The 21,524-nt window shown below is 44.5% G+C and carries 20 protein-coding genes; 6 read left to right on the top strand and 14 right to left on the bottom strand.

The window, feature by feature from the left end; translation table 11 throughout:
- Window positions 1-105: 105 nt before the first annotated feature.
- On the top strand, window positions 106-765 hold the full coding sequence (gene yihA / locus R7190_RS10215) for a ribosome biogenesis GTP-binding protein YihA/YsxC (protein ID WP_017635019.1): 660 nt from the start codon (window positions 106-108) through the stop codon (window positions 763-765).
- A gap of 747 nt (window positions 766-1,512) precedes the next feature.
- On the opposite strand, the gene polA is transcribed toward yihA, so the two are convergent.
- The 3 genes from polA to hemB form a co-directional block, all read right to left on the bottom strand.
- A complete protein-coding gene (polA, locus tag R7190_RS10210) occupies window positions 1,513-4,299 on the bottom strand; it encodes a DNA polymerase I (RefSeq protein WP_186584551.1) in 2,787 nt (928 codons plus the stop codon).
- A 619-nt stretch (window positions 4,300-4,918) separates the two neighbouring features.
- Window positions 4,919-5,353, bottom strand: coding sequence for a GNAT family N-acetyltransferase (locus R7190_RS10205; protein ID WP_005379245.1), 435 nt, complete (start codon window positions 5,351-5,353; stop codon window positions 4,919-4,921).
- Window positions 5,354-5,480: 127 nt separating this feature from the next.
- The gene (gene hemB, locus R7190_RS10200) at window positions 5,481-6,542 is read right to left on the bottom strand and encodes a porphobilinogen synthase (protein WP_031777176.1); all 1,062 of its coding nucleotides are present in this window, start codon (window positions 6,540-6,542) and stop codon (window positions 5,481-5,483) included.
- A gap of 184 nt (window positions 6,543-6,726) precedes the next feature.
- On the opposite strand from hemB, the gene R7190_RS10195 reads away from it, so the two are divergent.
- A complete protein-coding gene (locus R7190_RS10195; RefSeq protein ID WP_017821949.1) occupies window positions 6,727-7,488 on the top strand; it encodes a TatD family hydrolase in 762 nt (253 codons plus the stop codon).
- Between the two features lie 459 nt (window positions 7,489-7,947).
- Here the strand turns inward: R7190_RS10195 and tatC are convergent, their stop codons facing one another.
- From tatC to rmuC, 7 genes are all read right to left on the bottom strand, one after another.
- Window positions 7,948-8,700 (bottom strand): twin-arginine translocase subunit TatC, encoded by a 753-nt coding sequence (gene tatC, locus R7190_RS10190; protein WP_005379234.1) that lies wholly within the window; start codon window positions 8,698-8,700, stop codon window positions 7,948-7,950.
- 68 nt (window positions 8,701-8,768) lie between these two features.
- Window positions 8,769-9,167, bottom strand: a complete 399-nt coding sequence (gene tatB / locus R7190_RS10185; RefSeq protein WP_033905892.1) for a Sec-independent protein translocase protein TatB — start codon at window positions 9,165-9,167, stop codon at window positions 8,769-8,771.
- A gap of 3 nt (window positions 9,168-9,170) precedes the next feature.
- Window positions 9,171-9,416, bottom strand: coding sequence for a Sec-independent protein translocase subunit TatA (gene tatA / locus R7190_RS10180; RefSeq protein WP_005382958.1), 246 nt, complete (start codon window positions 9,414-9,416; stop codon window positions 9,171-9,173).
- Window positions 9,417-9,468: 52 nt separating this feature from the next.
- The gene (gene ubiB / locus R7190_RS10175; RefSeq protein ID WP_005379226.1) at window positions 9,469-11,103 is read right to left on the bottom strand and encodes a ubiquinone biosynthesis regulatory protein kinase UbiB; all 1,635 of its coding nucleotides are present in this window, start codon (window positions 11,101-11,103) and stop codon (window positions 9,469-9,471) included.
- A complete protein-coding gene (locus R7190_RS10170) occupies window positions 11,100-11,735 on the bottom strand; it encodes an SCP2 domain-containing protein (protein ID WP_005379213.1) in 636 nt (211 codons plus the stop codon). Before R7190_RS10170 ends, ubiB begins: the two co-directional genes overlap by 4 nt.
- 11 nt (window positions 11,736-11,746) lie before the next feature.
- Window positions 11,747-12,526, bottom strand: coding sequence for a bifunctional demethylmenaquinone methyltransferase/2-methoxy-6-polyprenyl-1,4-benzoquinol methylase UbiE (gene ubiE, locus R7190_RS10165; protein ID WP_005379210.1), 780 nt, complete (start codon window positions 12,524-12,526; stop codon window positions 11,747-11,749).
- 77 nt (window positions 12,527-12,603) lie between these two features.
- A complete protein-coding gene (gene rmuC / locus R7190_RS10160; RefSeq protein WP_005379209.1) occupies window positions 12,604-14,136 on the bottom strand; it encodes a DNA recombination protein RmuC in 1,533 nt (510 codons plus the stop codon).
- Between the two features lie 168 nt (window positions 14,137-14,304).
- Between rmuC and R7190_RS10155 the strand changes: the two genes are divergently transcribed.
- Both R7190_RS10155 and R7190_RS10150 read left to right on the top strand, forming a co-directional pair.
- Window positions 14,305-15,210, top strand: a complete 906-nt coding sequence (locus R7190_RS10155) for a DMT family transporter (protein WP_053349759.1) — start codon at window positions 14,305-14,307, stop codon at window positions 15,208-15,210.
- Between the two features lie 194 nt (window positions 15,211-15,404).
- Complete coding sequence (locus R7190_RS10150; protein ID WP_053349760.1) at window positions 15,405-17,852, top strand: EAL domain-containing protein; 2,448 nt, start codon at window positions 15,405-15,407, stop codon at window positions 17,850-17,852.
- 18 nt (window positions 17,853-17,870) lie between these two features.
- Here R7190_RS10150 and R7190_RS10145 read toward each other — a convergent pair whose 3' ends face one another.
- The 4 genes from R7190_RS10145 to R7190_RS10130 form a co-directional block, all read right to left on the bottom strand.
- On the bottom strand, window positions 17,871-18,941 hold the full coding sequence (locus R7190_RS10145; protein WP_005379202.1) for an AI-2E family transporter: 1,071 nt from the start codon (window positions 18,939-18,941) through the stop codon (window positions 17,871-17,873).
- 80 nt (window positions 18,942-19,021) lie between these two features.
- Entirely contained in the window at window positions 19,022-19,318 is a 297-nt protein-coding gene (locus R7190_RS10140) for a glycine zipper domain-containing protein (RefSeq protein ID WP_053349761.1), read from the bottom strand.
- The gene (locus tag R7190_RS10135; RefSeq protein ID WP_005379198.1) at window positions 19,308-19,820 is read right to left on the bottom strand and encodes a phage holin family protein; all 513 of its coding nucleotides are present in this window, start codon (window positions 19,818-19,820) and stop codon (window positions 19,308-19,310) included. The genes R7190_RS10140 and R7190_RS10135 overlap by 11 nt, the downstream gene beginning before the upstream one ends.
- 48 nt (window positions 19,821-19,868) lie before the next feature.
- On the bottom strand, window positions 19,869-20,117 hold the full coding sequence (locus R7190_RS10130) for a hypothetical protein (protein WP_005379196.1): 249 nt from the start codon (window positions 20,115-20,117) through the stop codon (window positions 19,869-19,871).
- A 361-nt stretch (window positions 20,118-20,478) separates the two neighbouring features.
- Between R7190_RS10130 and R7190_RS10125 the strand changes: the two genes are divergently transcribed.
- Both R7190_RS10125 and R7190_RS10120 read left to right on the top strand, forming a co-directional pair.
- Entirely contained in the window at window positions 20,479-20,916 is a 438-nt protein-coding gene (locus R7190_RS10125) for a DUF2383 domain-containing protein (RefSeq protein ID WP_005379194.1), read from the top strand.
- Window positions 20,917-21,064: 148 nt separating this feature from the next.
- Complete coding sequence (locus R7190_RS10120; protein ID WP_005379193.1) at window positions 21,065-21,463, top strand: hypothetical protein; 399 nt, start codon at window positions 21,065-21,067, stop codon at window positions 21,461-21,463.
- The last annotated feature ends 61 nt before the right edge of the window (window positions 21,464-21,524 follow it).

Below are 21,524 nucleotides of genomic sequence, written 5' to 3'. Positions count from 1 at the left end.
GTACACTCATGGTACAATAGGCGACCTTATGCCGAGCACGGTTATTTTACACATTTTCACAAAAAAGTAATCAATCGACTACACAAAGTCGAGATGGAGTTAACAGTGAGCGTAAAAATTCATTACCAAAATACGCATTTCATCACCAGCGCACCCGATATTCGTCACCTGCCGGAAGACGAAGGTGTCGAAATTGCGTTTGCAGGACGCTCAAACGCTGGTAAATCGAGTGCACTTAACCGTCTAACTAATCAAAAAAGCTTAGCCAAGACATCAAAGACACCTGGTCGTACGCAATTAATCAACCTTTTCAAAGTAGAAGAAGGTTGTCACATTGTCGATCTACCTGGATACGGTTTTGCTCAAGTACCGGTAGAGATGAAAAACAAATGGCAGAAATCTTTGGGTGAATACCTACAGAAACGCGAGTGCCTAAAAGGCTTAGTGGTTCTAATGGACATTCGTCATCCAATGAAAGATCTCGACCAACAAATGATTTTCTGGGCCATCGATAGCCACATTCCTGTGCAAGTTTTGCTAACCAAAGCAGATAAACTAAAAAGTGGTGCACGCAAACAAACTCTACTGAAAGTTCGTAAGCAAGTAGAAACTTTCGGTGGTGACGTTTCTGTTGATGTGTTCTCTTCACTGAAAGGATTAGGTGTCGATCAGCTACGTGCAAAACTGGATACCTGGTTTGCACCAGCACTAGCACACCTGATAGAAGAAGACGAACAAGAGATACCAGCGAGCGATGAAGAATAATTAACAATATTTGTTAAATTTCTTCGACACGGCCCTGCCATTTGGTGGGGCTTTTGTTTATCTGAACTAAATAACAGGCAATAAAAATCCCCGCCTTCCTGGCAGGGATAACGGGAGAGAAAAATTGGTAATTATTGTTATGTGACGAAGCATTGCTGAACTGAGATTCGATTTCAATAGGTTAAAAAGCGCTCTTGTTTCCTGTGTATCACCAAACATTCACTCCAAAAACACCCAATAGTGTTACAATTCAGACAGTTAAGCCAAGCAAATCTTCAAAAAGATGTAACTTAGTTTCTTTCAAGAAAAAATAATAGTGTGACTGGCGTAAATTTACAGGATGAATAACGCGATAAATTTGAAGGAAAAATCGAGATTTTGCAGTGATTTAGAAAGGTCAAAAAAGAAGGTTTCTGAAGGCTTACTTTAAGCTACTGATCCAAAAGAATAATTTTCTTTCGTCCAATAAAAAACGCCCCAGTCAAAAACTGACTGGGGCGGCTGAATCAGCCTAATCCAATAACGTGAAACAAAAGGTCTGAAAGATAGAACATCTTACCTCTGTACCCTACGAGTATTAATGTACAACAATTGGTCAGAATTGCAAAGAATTTTTGTAGTTTTTTTTCATGAAATTTTTATTAAGCAACATCAAAGTTAACTTTGCGCTAGCTTTTTTAATCTCAAAAAAAAGCCAGCGTTTGTGCGCTGGCTCATAATTAATTGGTTATTTTGGTCTAAAAGTGACTAATGAGCTTGATCCCAGTTCTCACCGTGACCTGCTTCTGCAACCAACGGTACTTTTAGCTCTGCTGCAGATTCCATCAATTTCTGTACTTTACTTTCAATTTCGGACAATGATGACTCTTCAACTTCAAAGACCAATTCATCGTGTACTTGCATTAATAACTTCACACGACCATTGCCTTCTTCCTGAATCCACTGATCAACCCACAGCATCGCTTTCTTAATGATGTCCGCAGCCGTACCTTGCATTGGTGCGTTGATTGCCGCACGTTCAGCAGCTTTACGACGCATCCCGTTGCGCGATTTGATTTCTGGTAAATGCAAACGTCGACCAAAAATCGTTTCAACATACCCTTTATCTGCTGCCGTGCTGCGTGTGTCTTCCATGTACTGCATCACGCCTGGGTAACGTTCAAAGTATGTATCCATGTACGCTTGAGCCTCACCACGAGGAATGCCTAATTGCTTCGCCAAACCAAACGCACTCATGCCGTAAATAAGACCGAAATTAACCGCTTTCGCACGACGACGTTGCTCACTTGAAACGTCTTCAATAGAAACACCCATGATTTCTGCTGCGGTTGCCGCGTGGATATCTTTGCCATCACGGAATGCATCCAATAACGCTTGGTCACCAGAAAGGTGCGCCATGATGCGAAGTTCGATTTGCGAGTAGTCGACCGCTAAGATTTTATGCCCTGATGGCGCGACAAACGCTTGACGAATACGACGGCCAGCTTCGTTACGAATTGGAATGTTCTGTAAGTTCGGATCAGTAGAAGATAGACGACCCGTTGCAGTCACTGCTTGGTGGTAAGAAGTATGCACGCGCCCCGTTGATGGGTTGATCATCTTCGGCAGTTTGTCGGTGTAAGTTGATTTTAGCTTCGCCAAACCACGGTATTCCAAAATCAGTTTTGGTAGTGGGTAGTCTAGCGCGAGTTCTTGCAGAACTTCTTCATTCGTCGATGGTGTGCCTGATGGCGTTTTCTTCACAACCGGTAAACCCATTTTTTCAAATAGGATGGCTTGTAATTGCTTTGGCGAGTTCATGTTAAACTCTTGCTCTGCAATTTCGTACGCTTTCTTTTCAAGCTCATCAAGGCGAGCGGTAATCTCGACCGACTGCGCACTCAGCTTCATTTCATCGATAAAGACCCCAGTGCGTTCAATGCGCGAAAGAATTGGCACCAACGGCATTTCAATCTCTTCGTAAACTGTCTTCAGGCTTTCATCCTGCTCGATATTAGCAAACAAGCGATTGTGCAGACGAAGGGTCACATCCGCATCTTCTGCCGCGTATGGCGATGCTTGTTCCAGTTCGATTTGGTTAAACGTAAGCTGATTTTTGCCTTTACCTGCAATTTGCTCAAAAGAAATGCAGCTGTGCTGTAGGAAGCGAAGCGCCAAGCTGTCCATATCGTGTTTACCGCCGACACTGTTGTAGATATACGATTCCAACATCGTGTCGTGCTTGATACCTTTTAGCTCAATGTCGTAACGAGCGAGTACAGACGCATCATACTTTAAGTTTTGACCGACTTTTGCTTTCGCTGCATCTTCAAGAATTGGCTTCAGCTGTTCTAGTACCCAATCACGATCAAGCTGTTCAGGCGCATCTAAATAGTCATGTGCAACTGGCACATAAGCCGCAATACCTTCATCGACAGCGAATGACAAACCAACTAGATTCGCTAGCATGTAATCTAGGTTATCGGTCTCCGTATCAAATGCAAACAGCTCAGCCGTTTGAAGTTTATCTAGCCAAGCATTGAAGGTTTCTTTATCCAGAATTGTTTCATATTGGCTGCGATCGATTGTTACCGCAGAAGTTTCCATCTCGGCTTGAGAAGAAGAAGCTTGTGAAGATCCTGCAAGCTCTACGGCCTCCACAGATCCAGAACCGCCTTCAAGTAGTTCATTCAACCAAGATTTAAACGTCAGTTGGCCATACAGCTTCACTAATTCGTCTTTATTTGGTTCCGCTTTCAGCAATGATTCTGGCGTTTCCTCAAGCTCAACATCCAATTTGATGGTCGCGAGCTCATACGAAAGCATGGCATTTTCTTTGTTGTCGATGAGCTTTTTCGCCATGGTTTTAGAACCACGGAAACCAAGCCCTGCAATATCATCGAGGTTTTCATACAACTTCGTCAGACCACCAATACCTTGCAGTAGTGCGGTCGCTGTTTTATCACCGACACCCGGTACACCAGGAATGTTATCTACTTTATCGCCCATCAGTGCTAAGTAGTCGATGATCAACTCAGGTGGAATGCCAAACTTTTCAACCACACCTTCACGATCCATTACGACGTTCGTCATGGTGTTGATCAAGGTAATGTTATCATCCACTAGCTGCGCCATGTCTTTATCACCAGTACTGATCAATACAGGCATGCCCTTTTGTGATGCTTGGTATGCTAACGTACCGATGACGTCATCCGCCTCGACGCCAGGAACACAGATCAGCGGCAAACCCATTGCACGAATAACATTGTGTAATGGTTCAATTTGACAACGCAGGTCATCCGGCATTGGCGGACGATTCGCTTTGTATTCTGCATACATATCATCACGAAAGGTTTTTCCCTTTGCATCGAAAACCACCGCGATGCGCTCAGACGCAAACTGACGCATCATGCTGCGTAACATGTTCACGACGCCGTAAACGGCATTAGTTGGAATTTCACCATTGCTCATGGTGCCCGGGTAGGCGTGAAAAGCGCGATATAGGTAAGAAGAGCCGTCGATAAGGATCAACGGATTTTCAGGAATACTTGCCATAATTGTCTGTATCCAATTCAGTACTTGAGAGATCTGCCTAGGATGCCATGACTGCTGATCTGAATCTATCTTGTTCGCTCGATCTAGGTCGCGTAAATTTTTCCGACTTTATTCACGAAAACACCACCCCCTGTGGATAACTCTGTTTATAGAAATTATCCACTGGTTATCCAATAACAAAAAACACAAGAAAACACCAACCCAAACCATTGATTAATAACAATAAATTCGCATAACGGCGAGAAGATCAACGATCCTAAAATGATCATCGCATGTGGAAAAGATATTAATAGTGACGTCAAATAGAAATCGTAGAAAAGAAAAAAGCGACCCGAATGGGGTCGCCTAGCAGAAGTGGTAAAGCAAATTCTGTAAATAGAGCAGCTTAACCAAGAAGCTATAAATTACACTGGAAGCAATGTGAGCAATGTCGTGTCAAAAAGAATTCGTGCAAGTTCTCGGAAAAATGTTTCATCACTTCTCAACTTTCAGTTAATTAACTTCTGTTAATAAGTCACTCAACGTCCTTGTGAACTTTCCTCATTCCCTAAGACAGGTTTAATAATAATGATTCTCATTTCGTAGTCAACAGTTAAATGAGAAAAAATCTCATTTATTTTCACATTGCTTTAATGAAATGCACTCGAGATTCTCGAAGATTTACTTTTTCTTCAAACTTTTCAATTATATAGCCATTTCTCAATAACAAGCGAAGCATAGCCGGAAACTGGTTTCGAGATTTCACTTTTAATGTGTTGTAGCCTTGTTCTGCCACCCAATCCTCTTGAGCTTCCAAAAGCAGTTGTGCCACGCCTTCATTTCGAGCTTCAGGGACAACACCACCTAACCAGCTATAGAAAACACCATCCTCTAATTCGTAACCTATTTTGAAGCCGACAATCGTGCCATTTTTTTCTGCAACGAGGATTAAACTGTTTTTCTCTTCTAAACGTTGAGTCATGGAGTCTACCGTTTCTCCTTTCGAAAACTCGGTAACACGCGCCACAACTTGAAGTGCTTCTTCCAATGTGCCTTCACGAATCAGCATTGTCATTGTTCTCTTCTCCAAAATAAAAATACCCAAGCACCTTGGATTGTTACTGTTGTAATCCGCCTGAGGTTACTTGGGTATATACAGACGAACAACTCTTGTTGGTCTGGTATTTCTCACTGAGCGATAATTACTCTTCTGTCGCTTCCGGAGTACGATTTAGGTGTTGAGCAGTTTGTGCATTCTCTTCTGCCAACCACTCAGCAACGTCTTTCGCAAAGTACGTTAAGATGCCATCTGCACCTGCACGTTTGAAGCACAATAGTGATTCCATCACAATTTCACGCTCTTTGAGCCAGCCATTCATGATCGCCGCTTTATGCATCGCGTACTCACCAGACACCTGATAAGCAAACGTCGGTACCTGAAGTTCGGTTTTAACTCGGCGAACTACATCTAAGTATGGCATACCAGGTTTAACCATCACCATGTCCGCACCTTCATTGATGTCTAGCGCCACTTCATGGATCGCTTCGTCAATGTTTGCAGGGTCCATTTGGTAGTTTTTCTTGTTGCCGCCTTTTAGATTTGAAGAAGAGCCAACCGCATCACGGAATGGTCCGTAGTAGTTCGATGCGTACTTAGCCGAGTAAGCCATGATTTGAGTATGAATGTAGCCCGCGTTTTCTAATGCTTCGCGGATCTTACCAATTCGGCCATCCATCATGTCTGAAGGCGCGACTACGTCAGCACCCGCTTCTGCATGAGACAAAGCCTGCTTAACCAATACTTCTGTGGTTTCATCATTCATTACGTAGCCATCTTCATCGATGATGCCGTCTTGGCCATGTGTCGTGAATGGGTCGAGTGCCACGTCTGTGATTACACCAATTTGAGGAATGTGTTCTTTAAGCGCTCGTACTGCTCGCTGAACCAAACCTTCTGGGTTGTAGGCTTCAGTAGCACATAAGCTTTTAGCGTCTTGGTTTACGACAGGGAAAAGCGCGATTGCTGGAACGCCTAGATTTGCAAGGTATTGTGCTTCTTCTAGCATTAAATCAATCGACAAACGCTCTACACCCGGCATGGACTCCACGCTCTCACGACGATCTTTACCCATAAGAATGAACATTGGATAAATCAGATCATTAACAGAAAGTTGGTTCTCAGCCATCAAACGACGACTAAAATCGTGCTTACGTAAACGACGCATACGGCGTGCAGGGAATGGACCTTGAATTGATACAGACACCATTTTCTCCTTGTCTGGACGGTTATGATGATCAAATCATCTGGTGAACAAAATCATATCACTCTTGATGCATGTTGCGAGTGACAATCTGGAAAAAGGTAATGAAAAAAACTGAAAATGACCCAGCACTCACACTCAAGTATACTTCGAATACGAAACCAACTATGAAGCACAGAGAGTAACGATGATCGATACCCACGCGCACATCTATGCCAGCGAATTTGATAACGACCGCGATGAAGTAGTACAACGCGCCTTAACGCAAGGCATTAATAAAATCCTGTTGCCAAACATCGATCTGGACTCTATTGAGCCCATGCTACAAACCGAAGCGGCATATCCTGACGTGTGCCACTCAATGATGGGACTCCACCCTTGTTATGTGGACAGCAATGTTGAACAAACGTTGGAGATCATCCGCGGTTGGTTTGAGAAACACAAGTTTATTGCGGTGGGCGAAATCGGTATCGACCTGTATTGGGATAAAACCTATCGTGCTGAGCAAGAAATGGCGTTCGTAGCTCAACTTAACTGGGCAAAAGAGATGGACTTACCAGTCGTTATCCACACTCGTGATTCGATTGAAGAAACACTCACTTTGCTAAGACAAGAGCAAGATGGTCGTCTGCGTGGTGTATTCCACTGTTTTGGAGGCAGCTTAGAAGAAGCGCAAGCAATCAATGAGCTAGGCTTCCACTTAGGCTTGGGTGGCGTATCGACCTTTAAGAATGGCGGGATGGATAAAGTCATTCCACATTTGGATATGCAGTGGGTCATTTTAGAAACCGACTGTCCATATTTAGCGCCTGTGCCACACCGTGGTAAACGTAATGAACCAGCCTACACTTCTCTCGTTGCACAACGTGTTGCCGACTTGCGTGATGTCGACATCGCAACCATCGATGCCATAACGACTGAGAATGCCAAAAAGCTGTTTAATATTTAATTCACGAGAATTGAAAAAAGCGACGAAATCAACGTCGCTTTTTTATCACCTAAACTATTGAATGAACGATTCAACCCGTTGAAATAGTAGAACAATCCATACAAAATTATTGATAAACATAATAATTAACTAGCAACTCTACTTACTTCTCATATCGTCACTTTACTTCGTCCGCTTTGCAAAACTGTCGACAACTCGACACATTATTTTTCTATACTGATTTACGCCCATTAATTAGCACAAATGTAAAACAGCATGAATATGGAAGTTGAAGTGTGTACACATGGTGCTTACTTACAACGCGTACCGCGCAGTTTTTTTCAAAAGCTGCTGGGCATCAAGGAAGTATACGTATGCACAAAATGTGGTTACGTCATGAAAGTTAAGTAATTAGCCCAAGAAAAAACCAACCGCAAAAAAAGCGGCTCAATTGAGCCGCTTTTCACATCTAGATTAGCCTTATTCTTCGGTTTCCGCTTCTACTTCTTCGCTTCGACGAGTATAAAAACGCGCGAAGAACAAACCGACTTCAAACAGTAAACACATCGGAATAGCGAGTAAGGTTTGCGAGATCATGTCTGGTGGCGTTAACACCATACCTACGACAAACGCAGCCACTATAATATAAGGACGTTTCTGTCTTAAATCTTCTGGTGTAGTGGCCCCAGTCCAACACAACAAAATAATCGCAACAGGCACCTCAAATGCGATACCAAACGCCATAAATAGCGCCAGCACAAAGTCGAGATAACTCGAGATATCAGTTGCAAACTCTACTCCACCAAGAGAGATGGCGGTAAAGAAGCCAAACACCAATGGAAATACCACGAAGTAGGCAAATGCCACTCCACAGTAGAACAATAGCGAACTAGAGAACAGCAGTGGCATGATCAATCGACGTTCATGCTTGTACAAACCTGGCGCTACAAAGGCCCAAACTTGATACAAAATAAACGGCACCGCAATAAATACCGAAGCAATTAACGTCAGCTTAAGTGGCGTAAAAAAAGGTGACGCTACATCCGTAGCAATCATGGTCGCGCCTTCAGGTAGACGTTCTACTAAAGGTGCGGAAACAAACTCGTAAATGTGGTTAGAGAAATAAATTAGTCCGACAAACACGACCAACACTGCGAGGATTGAACGCAGTAGTCGGTTGCGAAGCTCCAACAAATGACTAATTAAAGGTTGTGTCTGCTCGACGGTAGACATGGCAAACCTCTTATTAAAAACCAGATCAAAAAGGAGCTACCAATCACTAGTAGCTCCTCCTAATGAGACTATTCGGCTTTCTTATCTGCCGCTGTAACCTTGCTCTCTTGCGCTTTCTCTACCTTTTCTGCTGCTGGCTCTGTTTTTACAGGCTCAGCCTCTGAATCGGTGTTCTTTGCGTAAGGACGATTTACAGATTGCGCTGCCTTCTTCAACTCTTCAACTGAAGATTTCAACTCAGGGGACAAATCATCCATCCCCATTTGTTCTGCTTTGCGCAAGTTTTCTTGCAGCTCTTGGACTTTCAGCTCGTGTGACAATTCGTCTTTGACGCTATTTGCCATACTCTTAGCGGCACCGATAAAGCGAGACACGCTGCGAATAGCATGAGGCAAACGCTCCGGCCCAAGAACGACCAGACCAACAACAGATATTAATACCAGTTCCCAAAAACCGATATCAAACACGTTTTACGCCTGCTCTTTGTCTTTTTTCGTTTCAGGAGCAGCTTCTTTTTTCTGCTGCTCTTCTAGACTTTTTGGTTCGAAGTCTGCGTCTTTGTCATTTTTCGCAGGTTCATCTTCGCTCATCGCTTTTTTGAAGCCCTTAACGGCACCACCCAGATCGCCACCGATACCGCGTAGTTTCTTTGTTCCGAATAGCAATACAACAATTACAGCAATGATTAGAAGTTGCCAAACACTGATACCACCCATTCTCTTTACCTCGGGTCTTTAAACAAACAAAAATATTTCAAGAGTTTAACGTCTATTGACGATAAGCTCGCCAACTAAGCAGCCAAAATGTGACACCTGCGATACCGCAGGCCAACGAAAGCTGCTCAAAAGCATCGTTCACCAATATTGCCGAGCATACGACTAAAGTCGCGCCAACGCCAAACAAAAACTTTCCTGTCGCCTGCTGGCGCTTGCTCTGGCGATACCCTTGATAAAGCTGATCCATACGTTGATTCATCGCTTTACCTTGTTTCAGGCTATCGTAAAGTAGCTCTGGCAGTTCAGGTAATTTCTCTGCCCAAAATGGTGCGCGGTCTTTAATCGCATTCACTAGAGCTTGCGGCCCAACTTGATTCATCATCCATTCCTCCAGGAATGGTTTTGCGGTCTCCCACAAATCGAGTTGAGGATATAGCTGCCTACCAAGCCCTTCCACGTACAATAGCGTTTTTTGCAACAGTACAAGCTGTGGCTGAACCTCCATATTGAATCGACGTGCCGTGTTGAACAAATTCAACAACACATGACCAAAGGAGATTTCGCACAATGGCTTAGCAAAAATAGGCTCACACACAATGCGAATCGCGAACTCAAACTCATCGACATTGGTATCCGCAGGCACCCACCCTGAATCCACATGTAACTCCGCCACTCGGCGGTAGTCACGATTGAAAAACGCCAGGAAGTTTTCCGCCAGATAACGCTTGTCTTCGCTATTAAGTGTACCAACGATTCCGCAATCTAGCCCTATCCACATTGGGTTCTCTGGATGTTCGGGTTTGACGAACACATTACCCGGATGCATATCGGCATGGAAAAAGCTGTCTCGGAACACCTGAGTGAAGAACACACTCACACCGCGTTCCGCGAGCAATTTCATATTGGTGCCATTTGCTTTCAAGCCTTCAATATCAGAGACTTGAATGCCATATATTCGCTCAGAAACCATGACAGTTTCATTACTGAAGTCGGGAAAAACTTCAGGAACATACAATTCTTCGCTGCCCTCAAAGTTGCGGCGCAACTGAATGGCATTCGCCGCCTCACGTCGCAAGTCGAGTTCATCAAGCAGGGTTTTCTCGTACTCACGCACGACTTCAACTGGTTTTAAACGACGTGCTTCAGGCATCGCTCCGGCGACTATACGCGCCATTCGGTGCATCAGTTTTAGATCTGAATCAATGACTGGGCGAATATCTGGGCGGATAACCTTTAATACCACTTCTTGGTTAGTGTCTTTTATGCGCGCAGTATGTACCTGAGCAATCGACGCAGACGCCAGTGGTTTGATATCAAACTCGGTAAACCATTTTTCTAACGGACCACCTAATGCTTGCTCCATCTGCTTTTTTGCCAACTCGCCATCAAAAGGAGCGACTTGGTCTTGAAGTAAAGCTAGGGGATCAGCGATATGCGGAGGAAATAAGTCACGGCGCGTCGACATCATCTGACCGAACTTAATCCAAACCGGCCCCAGCTCTTGCAGTGCTAAACGCAGACGTTCACCGAGTGGTTTTTCTGGGTGCTTGTTCTTAATCCAAAACAAGCTTTTGCGCAGTAAAAGCGGAGCTTTGGTCAGTTGGTGATCGGGAAGCAGCTCATCTAAGCCGTATTCCAGTTGTACTTTGGCGATGTGGTATAAGCGCTTTAGTTCTGCTGGCGTCATGGTTTCTCCAATGCAGGCTTATCTGCATCCAGCTTATTCAGCAAAGCCGTTAAACGAGCTTCAATGCGAGAAGCCTGGCTGCGAACCTCATCAACTTGGTCGCAGAAATAGGCCACTTCTAACGGAGCGGGAGCCAGTTTCCATTCTTCAGTCACTACTTGCGCAAGATGACGCTGGTGTTTTTCTGCTTGAGACGCAAGAAAGTTGCCGATGTTTTTTGAACCTTGCACAAAGGTATGTGCGGCGACATCGCCAGTCACGCGAGACAACCACTCTTCAACATCTGGTTTGCAATCCACCATCAACTGAGAGAATTTCTGCGCCAATTGAATATCGCCTTCGAGTTCAAGTTTATCTTGTTTAATAAGACGAGTGATGTTGGCCTGATCGCGCAGCTCTGGTAACACACTCAAGTTGAGCGATAGATAGCAGTTAGGCTGCCCTTCGTAATGACCAAGCACATCAATTTGCTGACTAAAAACGAATGTCAGTGTTTTATTGATCTCTTTCAGGTGAACTTGAATAACTTGACCTTTTAGACGCGCTAAACGACGGCCCAATGCTGGGTCGTCTTTGATCAGTGTATTCAGTGACGTTTCAATCACAGCGGTGATAAGTGGTTCAAATGGCATGCCGTTAACCCTTAGAATTTATAACCGCGATGCAAAGCCACAATACCACCAGTTAAGTTGTAGTATTTGGTGTTTTCAAAACCTGCGTCTTGCATCATGCCTTCCAGCGTTTCTTGGTCTGGATGCATACGGATTGACTCCGCTAGGTAGCGGTAACTCTCTGAGTCATTCGCAACTAGCTCACCGATTCTCGGCAACAAGTGGAATGAATATGCGTCGTATACTTTCGATAACGGCTCTAGCACTGGTTTTGAAAATTCCAACACCAATAGACGGCCGCCTGGCTTCAGTACGCGGAACATTGAACGAAGCGCTTTGTCTTTGTCTGTCACATTACGCAAACAAAAACTGATGGTGATAACATCAAAATAATCATCAGGGAACGGCAGTTCTTCTGCGTTGGCTTGAACGTAATGCACGTTACCCACAATACCGTTGTCACGCAGTTTATCGCGACCAACGTTAAGCATTGAGTTATTGATATCGGCAAGGATGACATGGCCTTCATCGCCAACAATGCGCGAGAATTTCGCCGTCAAATCCCCCGTACCACCACCTAGGTCAAGAATACGCTGGCCAGGGCGAGCGCCACTACAATCGATAGTGAAGCGCTTCCAAAGGCGGTGAATACCACCTGACATCAGGTCATTCATGATGTCGTATTTTGTTGCCACGGAGTGGAATACTTCGGCAACCTTAGTCACTTTTTCGTCTTTTGCCACTGTAGAGAAACCAAAGTGAGTGGTTTCATTCTCTAACGCTGTATTGGATTGCAAACTTGTGTCCGTCATTCTAATTCCTCTTAGGCAGCGCTTTCCTCTACGGGGCGTTTGTTGACAAATAAAATCGCCCACTGCACTGCGGGCGATTAGTTTACTTTATCCTCAGCCGGATGTCTTTCTACTAACGGGTCATTTTCTGAAAATGCATCACTCTGCGCTAACTGCGCGAGGTCGGAAGAAATCGGTCGTTTAATTTCAACTCCCAAGTGTTTAAAGCTTTCGGCTTGGCGAATCACATTTCCGCGCCCTGTGGCAAGCTTGTTCATCGCACCTTGATAGCTTTGATTCGCCTTATCCAGCGCACCACCGAGCCCCTCCATGTCGTCTACAAACAATCGTAATTTGTCGTAGAGTTTTGTCGCACGCTGCGCAATCATTTTGGCGTTTTCATTTTGGCGTTCATTGCGCCATAGATTATCAATGGTGCGCAATGCCACCAGCAACGTTGTTGGGCTCACCAAAATGATGTTTTGCTCCATCGCGTCTTTGATCAAACTTGGATCGGCTTGAATCGCGACTTGGAACGCCGGCTCAACCGGGATAAACATCAGAACATAGTCCAAACTCTGAATACCTTTGAGTTTGTGGTAGTCCTTCATGCTTAACCCTTTGATATGTGCACGTAGAGCGGCTAAATGCGCATTCAAAGCCTGATCGCGCTCAGCATCAGTTTCGGCGTTGAAGTAGCGCTCATAGGCAACCAGCGCCATTTTAGAATCCACAACCACTTGTTTGTTTTGTGGGAGATGAACAATGACATCAGGTTGGTAACGCTTGCCAGCTTCATTTTGTAAGTTCACCTGAGTCTGATATTCGTGCCCTTCACGCAAGCCAGATTCGGCAAGTACCCTAGCGAGCACCACTTCGCCCCAGTTACCTTGCTGTTTGTTGTCCCCTTTCAACGCTTGGGTCAAATTAACCGCTTCGCGCGTCATTTGCTCGTTCAAACGTTGCAGGTTTTTCAGCTCATGCACTAAGGTATGGCGCTCTTTAGCTTCTTGACTAAAGCTGTCATTAACGTGCTTTTTGAACCCTTCTAACTGTTCTCTAAGCGGTGACAACAAGCCTTCTAAACTCTGACGGTTTTGCAAATCGACCTTCGCGGTTTTTTCTTCAAACAGTTGATTGGCCAAGTGCTCAAATTGTTGTTTCAAGCGTGCTTCTGCTTGTTCTAAAATTTGCAGTTTTTCGGCATTAGCTTGGTTAATTTGCTCATGGCGAGCTTGCTGTTCACGCAGCTGCGTTTCTAGACGTGATTTGTGTTCACGCATTTGGCCAAGCTCATCAAAGTATTGCTGGCGCTCTTGCTTTACAGCCTCGAAGTAACGCAGTTTTTCCATTGCTGCCATCAGCTTTCCATGTGTTTGGCGTACTTCAAACGCGGCTTTATCGCGCTCATCATCTAATTCATCCAACTCTTGCTGAGCATCGGCAAGGCTTTGCTTGACCTGTTCAAGTTGCTGTTGATGAAGCTGTTTTTCTGAAACAAGTTGTTGCTCGAGAAGCTGAGTTTGGGTGATAAAACGCTGTTTCACCCACCAACCGGCAGCGACACCACTAAGCGTGGCAGCACAAAGAGAAGAGAGAATGAGAGATTGGTACTCAAGAATCCATTGCATAATAGCGAGTTAGCCTGTGTTTTGTATCTATAACAATGGTATTTAGACACTGGATAAATGTCCAGTTTGTTGGATGAAAAATCCTCGCATACACTAGGCCTTCCTATAATATTCTTTCTTCCGCTCAAATTATCCAAACCGAGCGGCACATCATCACGCAGAGGCATCATGAACGAGCGTCGCGCCCTAGGATTTGGGCTCTCAGCAGTATTACTTTGGTCTACCGTTGCAACCGCATTTAAACTCACGTTGGCAGAATTTACGCCTATTCAAATGCTATGCATTGCCAGCATCGTCTCTGCGATTGCGCTAACAGTAATCTGTGGTGTGCAAGGTAAATTGGGCCAGTTAAGTGCTACATTTTTCTCAAACCCTTGGTATTACCTACTGCTTGGGTTGATTAACCCTTTGGCGTATTACGTTATTCTGTTCAAAGCATATGACTTGCTGCCCGCATCTCAGGCTCAAGCGATCAACTACAGCTGGGCCATCACCTTAACGCTAATGGCCGCTGTTTTCTTAGGACAAAAGATCCGTGGTAAGGACTGGCTGGCTTGCGGTTTTAGTTATGTCGGCGTGATAGTGATTGCCACACAAGGCAATCTTTTAGGCATGGAATTTGAGAGCCCGTTGGGTGTTGGTCTTGCGCTGCTATCAACGCTGCTGTGGGCCGGTTACTGGATTTTAAATACCAAAAATAAGGCCGACCCTGTGGTTGGCGTTCTGCTCGGCTTTTTGGTCGCTATTCCATTCGCCATTGGTTTAAGTCTTTATGAAGGTGCTGGCTGGCAGATGATCTCAGCTAAAGGCTGGGCAGCGGTGACGTATGTCGGACTGTTTGAAATGGGGATCACTTTCGTTTTGTGGCTGAGCGCACTCAAATCAACGCAAAACACCGCGCGTATCAGTAATCTGATCTTTGCTTCTCCATTTATCTCACTCATGTTGTTAGCTACCATCATCGGCGAAGAAATTCACCCTTCAACCTTGATTGGCCTAGTATTGATCATCAGTGGCTTAGTCATTCAGCAAGTCTCATGGGGCAAGAAAACCAAAGCGGTAAACGCTTCTTAATCACCTATCAAAAGCCCTAAAAAACGATGCAATAAGTTGGATAAAAAAGAGATATAGATAACATTTTAATGATAGAAAGCACTTTACGCTGCTAGGATTTAGCTACGCGTTGGATACGATACTCACAAAGCCCAATAGCTTACGCTAGATTCTAATATAATTACCTTTGGGCGATTTAGGACTCGTTATTAATTATGTTTCGCTTCGCTATTCCTTCGCCTTTGATGGCAGACTGGCAACACGTTCTGCGACAATGCTGTAATGTAACTCAAGCTCAGGGACAGCTTTATACTCTGAGCGATACTCAGCAGTGGCTATCGACTGAGGTGTCCACCTCAACCCAAAATCATCGTGCTATCGTCGATGTGATAACGCAAGTTGTCGATCACTTTACGCCGACAGATTTTACAGTTAGCCATACCCCCTTTGAAGAGCAAACCTTGAGCATTGGACCGATTTGGCTACCTAATGGCGAATTGCTTGCCGTACTGACACTGACTCACCCTAATGATCAATCAACGGTTGTTTCGGCATGGCTAAGCGCAATCGCGGGGCGGATCAGCTTTGATATCAACTTGCACTGTCAGCAAGAACAAACGCGACATCAAAGCGCGGAAATAAAGCCAACACCAACACTACAAGAGTTTATCGACTGCCTTGAAGACCACGTATGGATAAAAGGCATGGATGGTCTTTATTCGATGACCAACCGAAGCGTAGAAAATGCGTGGCAAAAAACCAACAGTGAAATCATTGGCAAAGACGATTTTGCCCTGTTTAGCCATGAACGTGCGGAAAAATTCATTGATGCCGATAAATTGGTGGTAGCCACTGGCACGCAAAATATTGTTGAAGAATGCCGTCAAATTGATGAAAACAATAACCCCACTTGGCTAGAAACCATTAAGTCTCCTGTCCGTGATCATGCGGGAAACTTAATCGGCATTCTGGGGATGACACGTAACATCACCCGCCGAAAAATGGTAGAAACGCAGCTCTCCTTAGCGTCCCAAATTTTCAACAATTCGCAAGAAGGCATGGTCATTACAGACCGCAATGCCAACATCATTGATGTAAACACGGCTTTTACCCAAATTACAGGTTACCGCTCTGAAGAGGTGATAGGAAAAAACCCACGAATTCTGCGCTCAGGTCATCATGATCAAGGTTTCTATCAACAGTTGTGGCATCAACTCGAAAACAAAGGCCAATGGAAAGGCGAATTCATCAACAGAAAGAAAGATGGCAGCATTTATCCGCAATTAGCGACCATTAGCGCCGTAATGGACGATAAAAACCACCTTATTAACTACATTTGTGTGTTTGAAGATATCTCTGTGCGTAAGGCACACGAAGAAAAGCTGCAGCGCATGGCTTTTTACGATCCATTAACCAATCTACCTAATCGCACTCATTTACTTAGCTTACTCGAGCAACACATCGAAACCGGACACAAAAGCCAGCAGACGTTTGCCACCCTATTCTTAGATATCGACCATTTCAAACACATCAACGATAGCATGGGCCACTTCTGTGGTGACCAATTGCTGTCTAAGTTAGCGATTCGTCTGCAAGATGTGCTTCACCTCAATGCGCATGTGGCTCGCATTGGCGGCGATGAATTTGTGATTATTTTGCCAGACATCCATAGTGATGTTTCCTTATTGGAAACCGTCGGCGATATTCTAAGCGTATTCCAGCAACCATTCGACTTGGCAAACCACGACTCACTTCGTGTCTCGACAAGTATTGGTATTGCCTTGTACCCAAGAGACGGTCAAGACAGTGAAACCTTACTGAAAAACGCAGACACCGCGATGTACTTAGCGAAGAAAAATGGACGCAACGGCTACGCGTTTTACTCACCGGATTTGACCGATAAATCCGTATCCCATGTACGCATTCAATCCGCTTTGCATCAAGCAATAGAAAAACAACAACTCCGGTTAGAATTCCAACCGCAATACAATTTGGAACAAAATACGATTGTCGGCGTGGAAGCTTTATTACGCTGGCAGCATCCAGAGTTTGGCCTTGTACCACCAGCAGACTTTATTCCAATTGCAGAAAAAACAGGGCTGATTCAAAGCATTGGTGAGTGGGTGTTACAACAAGCCTGTTTGCAAGGTAATGCTTGGCTGGACCAGGGCATCGAGTTTGGCAAAATCGCCGTCAATGTTTCTGCATTGCAGCTTCAGCAGTCAAATTTCATTCAGCGATTAAGTACTATCCTCGATAACACCGGATACCCTGCCCAACGGTTAGATTTGGAGATCACAGAGAGCTTTTTACTGATCGACCCTCAACAAGCCATTGCATCGTTAAATCAATTACGAGAGCTGGGTATTGAGATTTCTCTGGATGACTTTGGAACTGGCTATTCGTCTTTGTCTTACTTGAAAGGTTTGCCAATCAACAAACTGAAAATTGACCGCTCATTTGTCAGTGATGTCCCAAGTAATAGCGACAGCAACGCGATTGTGAATGCCATTATTGCCATGGGAAAAACGCTGTCGTTGAAAGTCGTCGCGGAAGGGATAGAAACTCGGGAACAAGCCGATTATTTATTCGAAAAAGGCTGTATTTATGGTCAGGGATATTTATTTAGTCAGCCAGTGAGCGCTGAAAAACTGTTTCGTTGAACCAGCTTGCTCCTCAAGTCACTCTCGCGGTGCCACGTCCGCGGAGGTGATTTGTTTTGCTTGATTTTGGGTTGATTGGCATAGCTCTAGACGATCAACCAAAATATTGATACAAACCAGCAACGGCACACCGATCAATAGTCCCATTCCGCCCCAAAGCCAGCCCCAAAAAACAAGCCAAACAAAAATCACTAACGGGTTTAAGTTAAACCTTTTCCCCAATAGTGTTGGTGTAACAAACTGACTTTCAATCAAATTGAGCAGTAAATAGATAGACACCACCGTCAGCATAAAACTGACCGACTCCAACTGCAGATAAGCCACAAAACCGAAACTCACCATGGAGATGACTGGGCCGAGATACGGCGCAAAATTCATCACGCCAGCAAACGCGCCCCACAAGAACGGGTCCTCAAGGCCTAAAACAAAAAACACCGCCCCAACACTCAACCCAAGTCCCGCATTCACCAACGTGATAGTGCCAATGTATCGAGATAGGTCTTTCTGTAGTGCTTTGACCAGTTCAATCGCTTGGCGCTGCTTGGCAAACCCATGTAAGTAAGACACTGACTTTCGAAATAAGCTTCGTCCATGATTGAGCATAAAGTAAACCATAAACAGCACGATCATCGCTTGTGTCAAAATCGTCGGCGTAGTGGTCGCGAGCGTTTTTACCAAAGAAAAGACGGTGTTGTTCCCGACCTCATCCATACTCATATCATTGGCGATATTCAATGGAGTATTAAGGTGATCAGCCGAAGCTTTAGTCACTTCACTTACTTCTTGCGACACATTTTTCACGATACTGGGCAGCTCAGACCACCATTGCTTGGCGGGCTCCGACATGGCGGCAAGACCAATAATTGAGGCGCCAACGAGGAATGACAGTGTCAACACGACGGTAATAGCACGTGGTAAGCCTTTGTCTTCAAGATAATTAATGAAAGGACTGCACAGCAGAGAAATAAAGGTGCTAAGTACAATAGGTAACAATATTGGCTTGGCAAAATACAGCCCTGGGACGAGTAACAGGACGAGAAGCGTTGCACCAATCGCAGTGTTGGCAGGAATGTTCAATTTCGCTGTCATAATAAGCTCAGAATCGGTAAGAAAATTTTGCGGTGAAATCCGCTATTAGAGTGGTTCGCCCTCTGTCGTCGCAGCGTTGCTTATTTGTTTTGTGTTGCTGCATTTCCATTTTGCTCCGCATCTGACTCATCCAGAGAAGCTGCCGCGACCGGCTTTGTGAGCGAATCGGTAATATCAGACACGCTGCTAACCAATAGCCCCATTGACGAAATAGAAGAAGTCAGTCGAGACAATCGACCTGCTTTTGCAGCGGTAACGGCAACGACAGCACTAATGCCTAATGTCGTCCAAGGGTTTTCTCTCACAAACTTCTTGGTGGTAAACGTGAACATTTCCATCGACAAACAGCATTGCTCTAGAGACGCTTTACCTTCCATCCGCTTGATCCGCATGGCTCGATTGAGCTTTTGTAGCGAGCGCATCCCACCCCTCCTGTAATTGTTCTGTCGTATTTTTGAATCCAAGAAATCCAACTAAACGCTTCTGCCACCAGGCTAAAGCAAATAATGCCAAGCCTAATGATGTGATAAATACACCCACGGCAACATATACGTTGGCAGTTAACTGATAAGCCACCACCCCAGAGGCAAGGCACAAACTGAATACGAACAATACCGACAATAGGGTAAAAACAACGGTACACAGCAAAATCTGACGCACTGCGGACACGTTAACTTTCATCTCCAAGAGGAACAAATCCAACGTTGAACCTGACCATGCTTTTAGCGATTTCGTCAGTTGGTCCAATTGCGCAAGAATGCTGCTCAAACCATTAATGGTTTGTTGGATATCCTGTTCTTCTGCCCCATCAGGGGCTCGGCCGCTGTCTGAAGCCGCCGAGCCTGATTGCTGATTGGTAACTTGCCCTGAGTTATTCATGTGAAGCCTCGCCTTTCTGTTGTGTGGCTTAATCCTTGATGACCACTATTATTTGATCAGCTTCGAAACCGCCCAACCAGCAAGGAAGGCACAGCCTATGCTCAGCAATGGGCGCTCCTTGATTACATTTTCTGCCGACTTAGTCGCCTGCTGAACTTGCTGTGCACCTACATCCAGCTTCTCTTTGGCTTGGTCTTTCATCGCGCCAACGGCTTCCGTCGTGGCTTGTTCCGCTAAGTGATATGCTTCTTCTAACTGCTCTTGAGGTTTTACTGTGCTTTCTTTTGTAGTAGCCATAACTAGCCTCCATTAATGAGTTGAATAGTGAATCAAGTGAAACAATGTTTGACCTCACTTACTCCCTACAAAGCCATATCCATGCCAGAATTTTAAGTTATTGTTTTTTATTGATTTTATTTTTATTTTGATAAAAAGCCGTATCTGTACGTGTAATTCTTTCCAGGCTTTCCCCGCCATTCTTGTAATTTTTTCTTAGCGCCTTACCGACTGTTAGCAAGTTATTGCAAAACAAGATATTAAGTCACTGATTAATAAGACTTAAAGTTCATTGGCATACAACCTGCAACTGAAGACGAAACATCGTGTTTGTATTCCATACGCTCAAACACCCCTATCACCAGTAAATAAGGAGTGGCATATGAAAAATGAAAACATCGCCTCAATCATTGAGCTTATCGAAAGCGGAAATGAAATTTACAACAAGGCCATCGAGAACATCGACAACACTTCTTTGAATAATGTGTTGGTAGAACTGCTCAGAGTACGTGAGCGTGCAGTCATTGAGCTCACTCCCTACTCTCTAGCAAGTAACAATGAAGAATCTGCCGACGACACTCCGGTTTCCTACACCATCAAGGCGCGTGAGGTCTACAGCGACGTGATGAAGGAAGTGTCCTCTGACAAAGAGTCTATGTATTTAGAACAGCTTGAAGGTGTCGAAAGCAAGGTACTCAAAGAGATTGAGAATTTGATTACTTCCCACCCAGAGCAGGCGGATAACTCGGTTCTGCTGAAAGTTCGTAGCGATATAAAAAGCTGCAAAGAAAAACTCAGCAGCATCAGCCTTATTAGCTAAAACTTGGTGGTCGCCTTTGCAATAAAGCTCAGTATTGAGCAAAGAAATGGCCAACTTGCTTTGGCCATTTCTGACAAGCCCACAGGCGCATTAACATAACCATCACGAGAAATGTCCCACGACAATAGTCATAAATAAAGAGGTCACTATGACATTGGATAACAATCGAGTAAGGGAGCTACTCGTAAAAATGACACACCATCGCCAAACGTGTTTGCCTCTCGTTAACCCGCAATCACATATGACACTCGCAAGAGCGGCATATCGATTCGTGAAAATAGAAAAAGTGATGATCAAAAAGATGGCGAAGCTGTTCTTCGATCAAGACGGTGAACAATTCATTGCAGAAAATGCCACCGAATACGGCGTTGCCGAGTTAGGCAATTACAAAGAAATGCATTTTATGAATAAACTACTGTTAGATGATTTAAAAGCCCTGCTTAGAGCCATTGACGACACCAACTTAACCGCACTTGTTTCTTATTGGTTAGCTGCTTTACAAGTTGAAAACGATGAAATTGAAAAGCACTTACCTCAGGGTGAGTAATTGTACTCGCCCTTCTTTCTTTCACTTTGTTTAAACCACATCCCCAATCAACCTAGTAAAA

The organism is Vibrio sp. 1078-1 (genome assembly GCF_033340475.1).
Note: the sequence above shows the minus strand (reverse complement) of the source record. Positions and strands in the feature narration are given on the sequence as shown.

Coding starts and splice junctions, on each gene's coding strand:
- R7190_RS10205 (WP_005379245.1), bottom strand. CDS start 5,353: ATGACAATGCTGATTCGTGAAGGCACATTGGAAGAAGCACTTCAAGTT.
- ubiB (WP_005379226.1), bottom strand. CDS start 11,103: ATGACGCCAGCAGAACTAAAGCGCTTATACCACATCGCCAAAGTACAA.
- rmuC (WP_005379209.1), bottom strand. CDS start 14,136: ATGCAATGGATTCTTGAGTACCAATCTCTCATTCTCTCTTCTCTTTGT.
- R7190_RS10140 (WP_053349761.1), bottom strand. CDS start 19,318: ATGGAAGGTAAAGCGTCTCTAGAGCAATGCTGTTTGTCGATGGAAATG.
- tatA (WP_005382958.1), bottom strand. CDS start 9,416: ATGGGTGGTATCAGTGTTTGGCAACTTCTAATCATTGCTGTAATTGTT.
- R7190_RS10150 (WP_053349760.1), top strand. CDS start 15,405: ATGTTTCGCTTCGCTATTCCTTCGCCTTTGATGGCAGACTGGCAACAC.
- polA (WP_186584551.1), bottom strand. CDS start 4,299: ATGGCAAGTATTCCTGAAAATCCGTTGATCCTTATCGACGGCTCTTCT.
- R7190_RS10125 (WP_005379194.1), top strand. CDS start 20,479: ATGAAAAATGAAAACATCGCCTCAATCATTGAGCTTATCGAAAGCGGA.
- R7190_RS10195 (WP_017821949.1), top strand. CDS start 6,727: ATGATCGATACCCACGCGCACATCTATGCCAGCGAATTTGATAACGAC.
- R7190_RS10170 (WP_005379213.1), bottom strand. CDS start 11,735: ATGCCATTTGAACCACTTATCACCGCTGTGATTGAAACGTCACTGAAT.
- R7190_RS10130 (WP_005379196.1), bottom strand. CDS start 20,117: ATGGCTACTACAAAAGAAAGCACAGTAAAACCTCAAGAGCAGTTAGAA.
- tatC (WP_005379234.1), bottom strand. CDS start 8,700: ATGTCTACCGTCGAGCAGACACAACCTTTAATTAGTCATTTGTTGGAG.
- R7190_RS10155 (WP_053349759.1), top strand. CDS start 14,305: ATGAACGAGCGTCGCGCCCTAGGATTTGGGCTCTCAGCAGTATTACTT.
- R7190_RS10145 (WP_005379202.1), bottom strand. CDS start 18,941: ATGACAGCGAAATTGAACATTCCTGCCAACACTGCGATTGGTGCAACG.
- ubiE (WP_005379210.1), bottom strand. CDS start 12,526: ATGACGGACACAAGTTTGCAATCCAATACAGCGTTAGAGAATGAAACC.
- R7190_RS10135 (WP_005379198.1), bottom strand. CDS start 19,820: ATGAATAACTCAGGGCAAGTTACCAATCAGCAATCAGGCTCGGCGGCT.
- R7190_RS10120 (WP_005379193.1), top strand. CDS start 21,065: ATGACATTGGATAACAATCGAGTAAGGGAGCTACTCGTAAAAATGACA.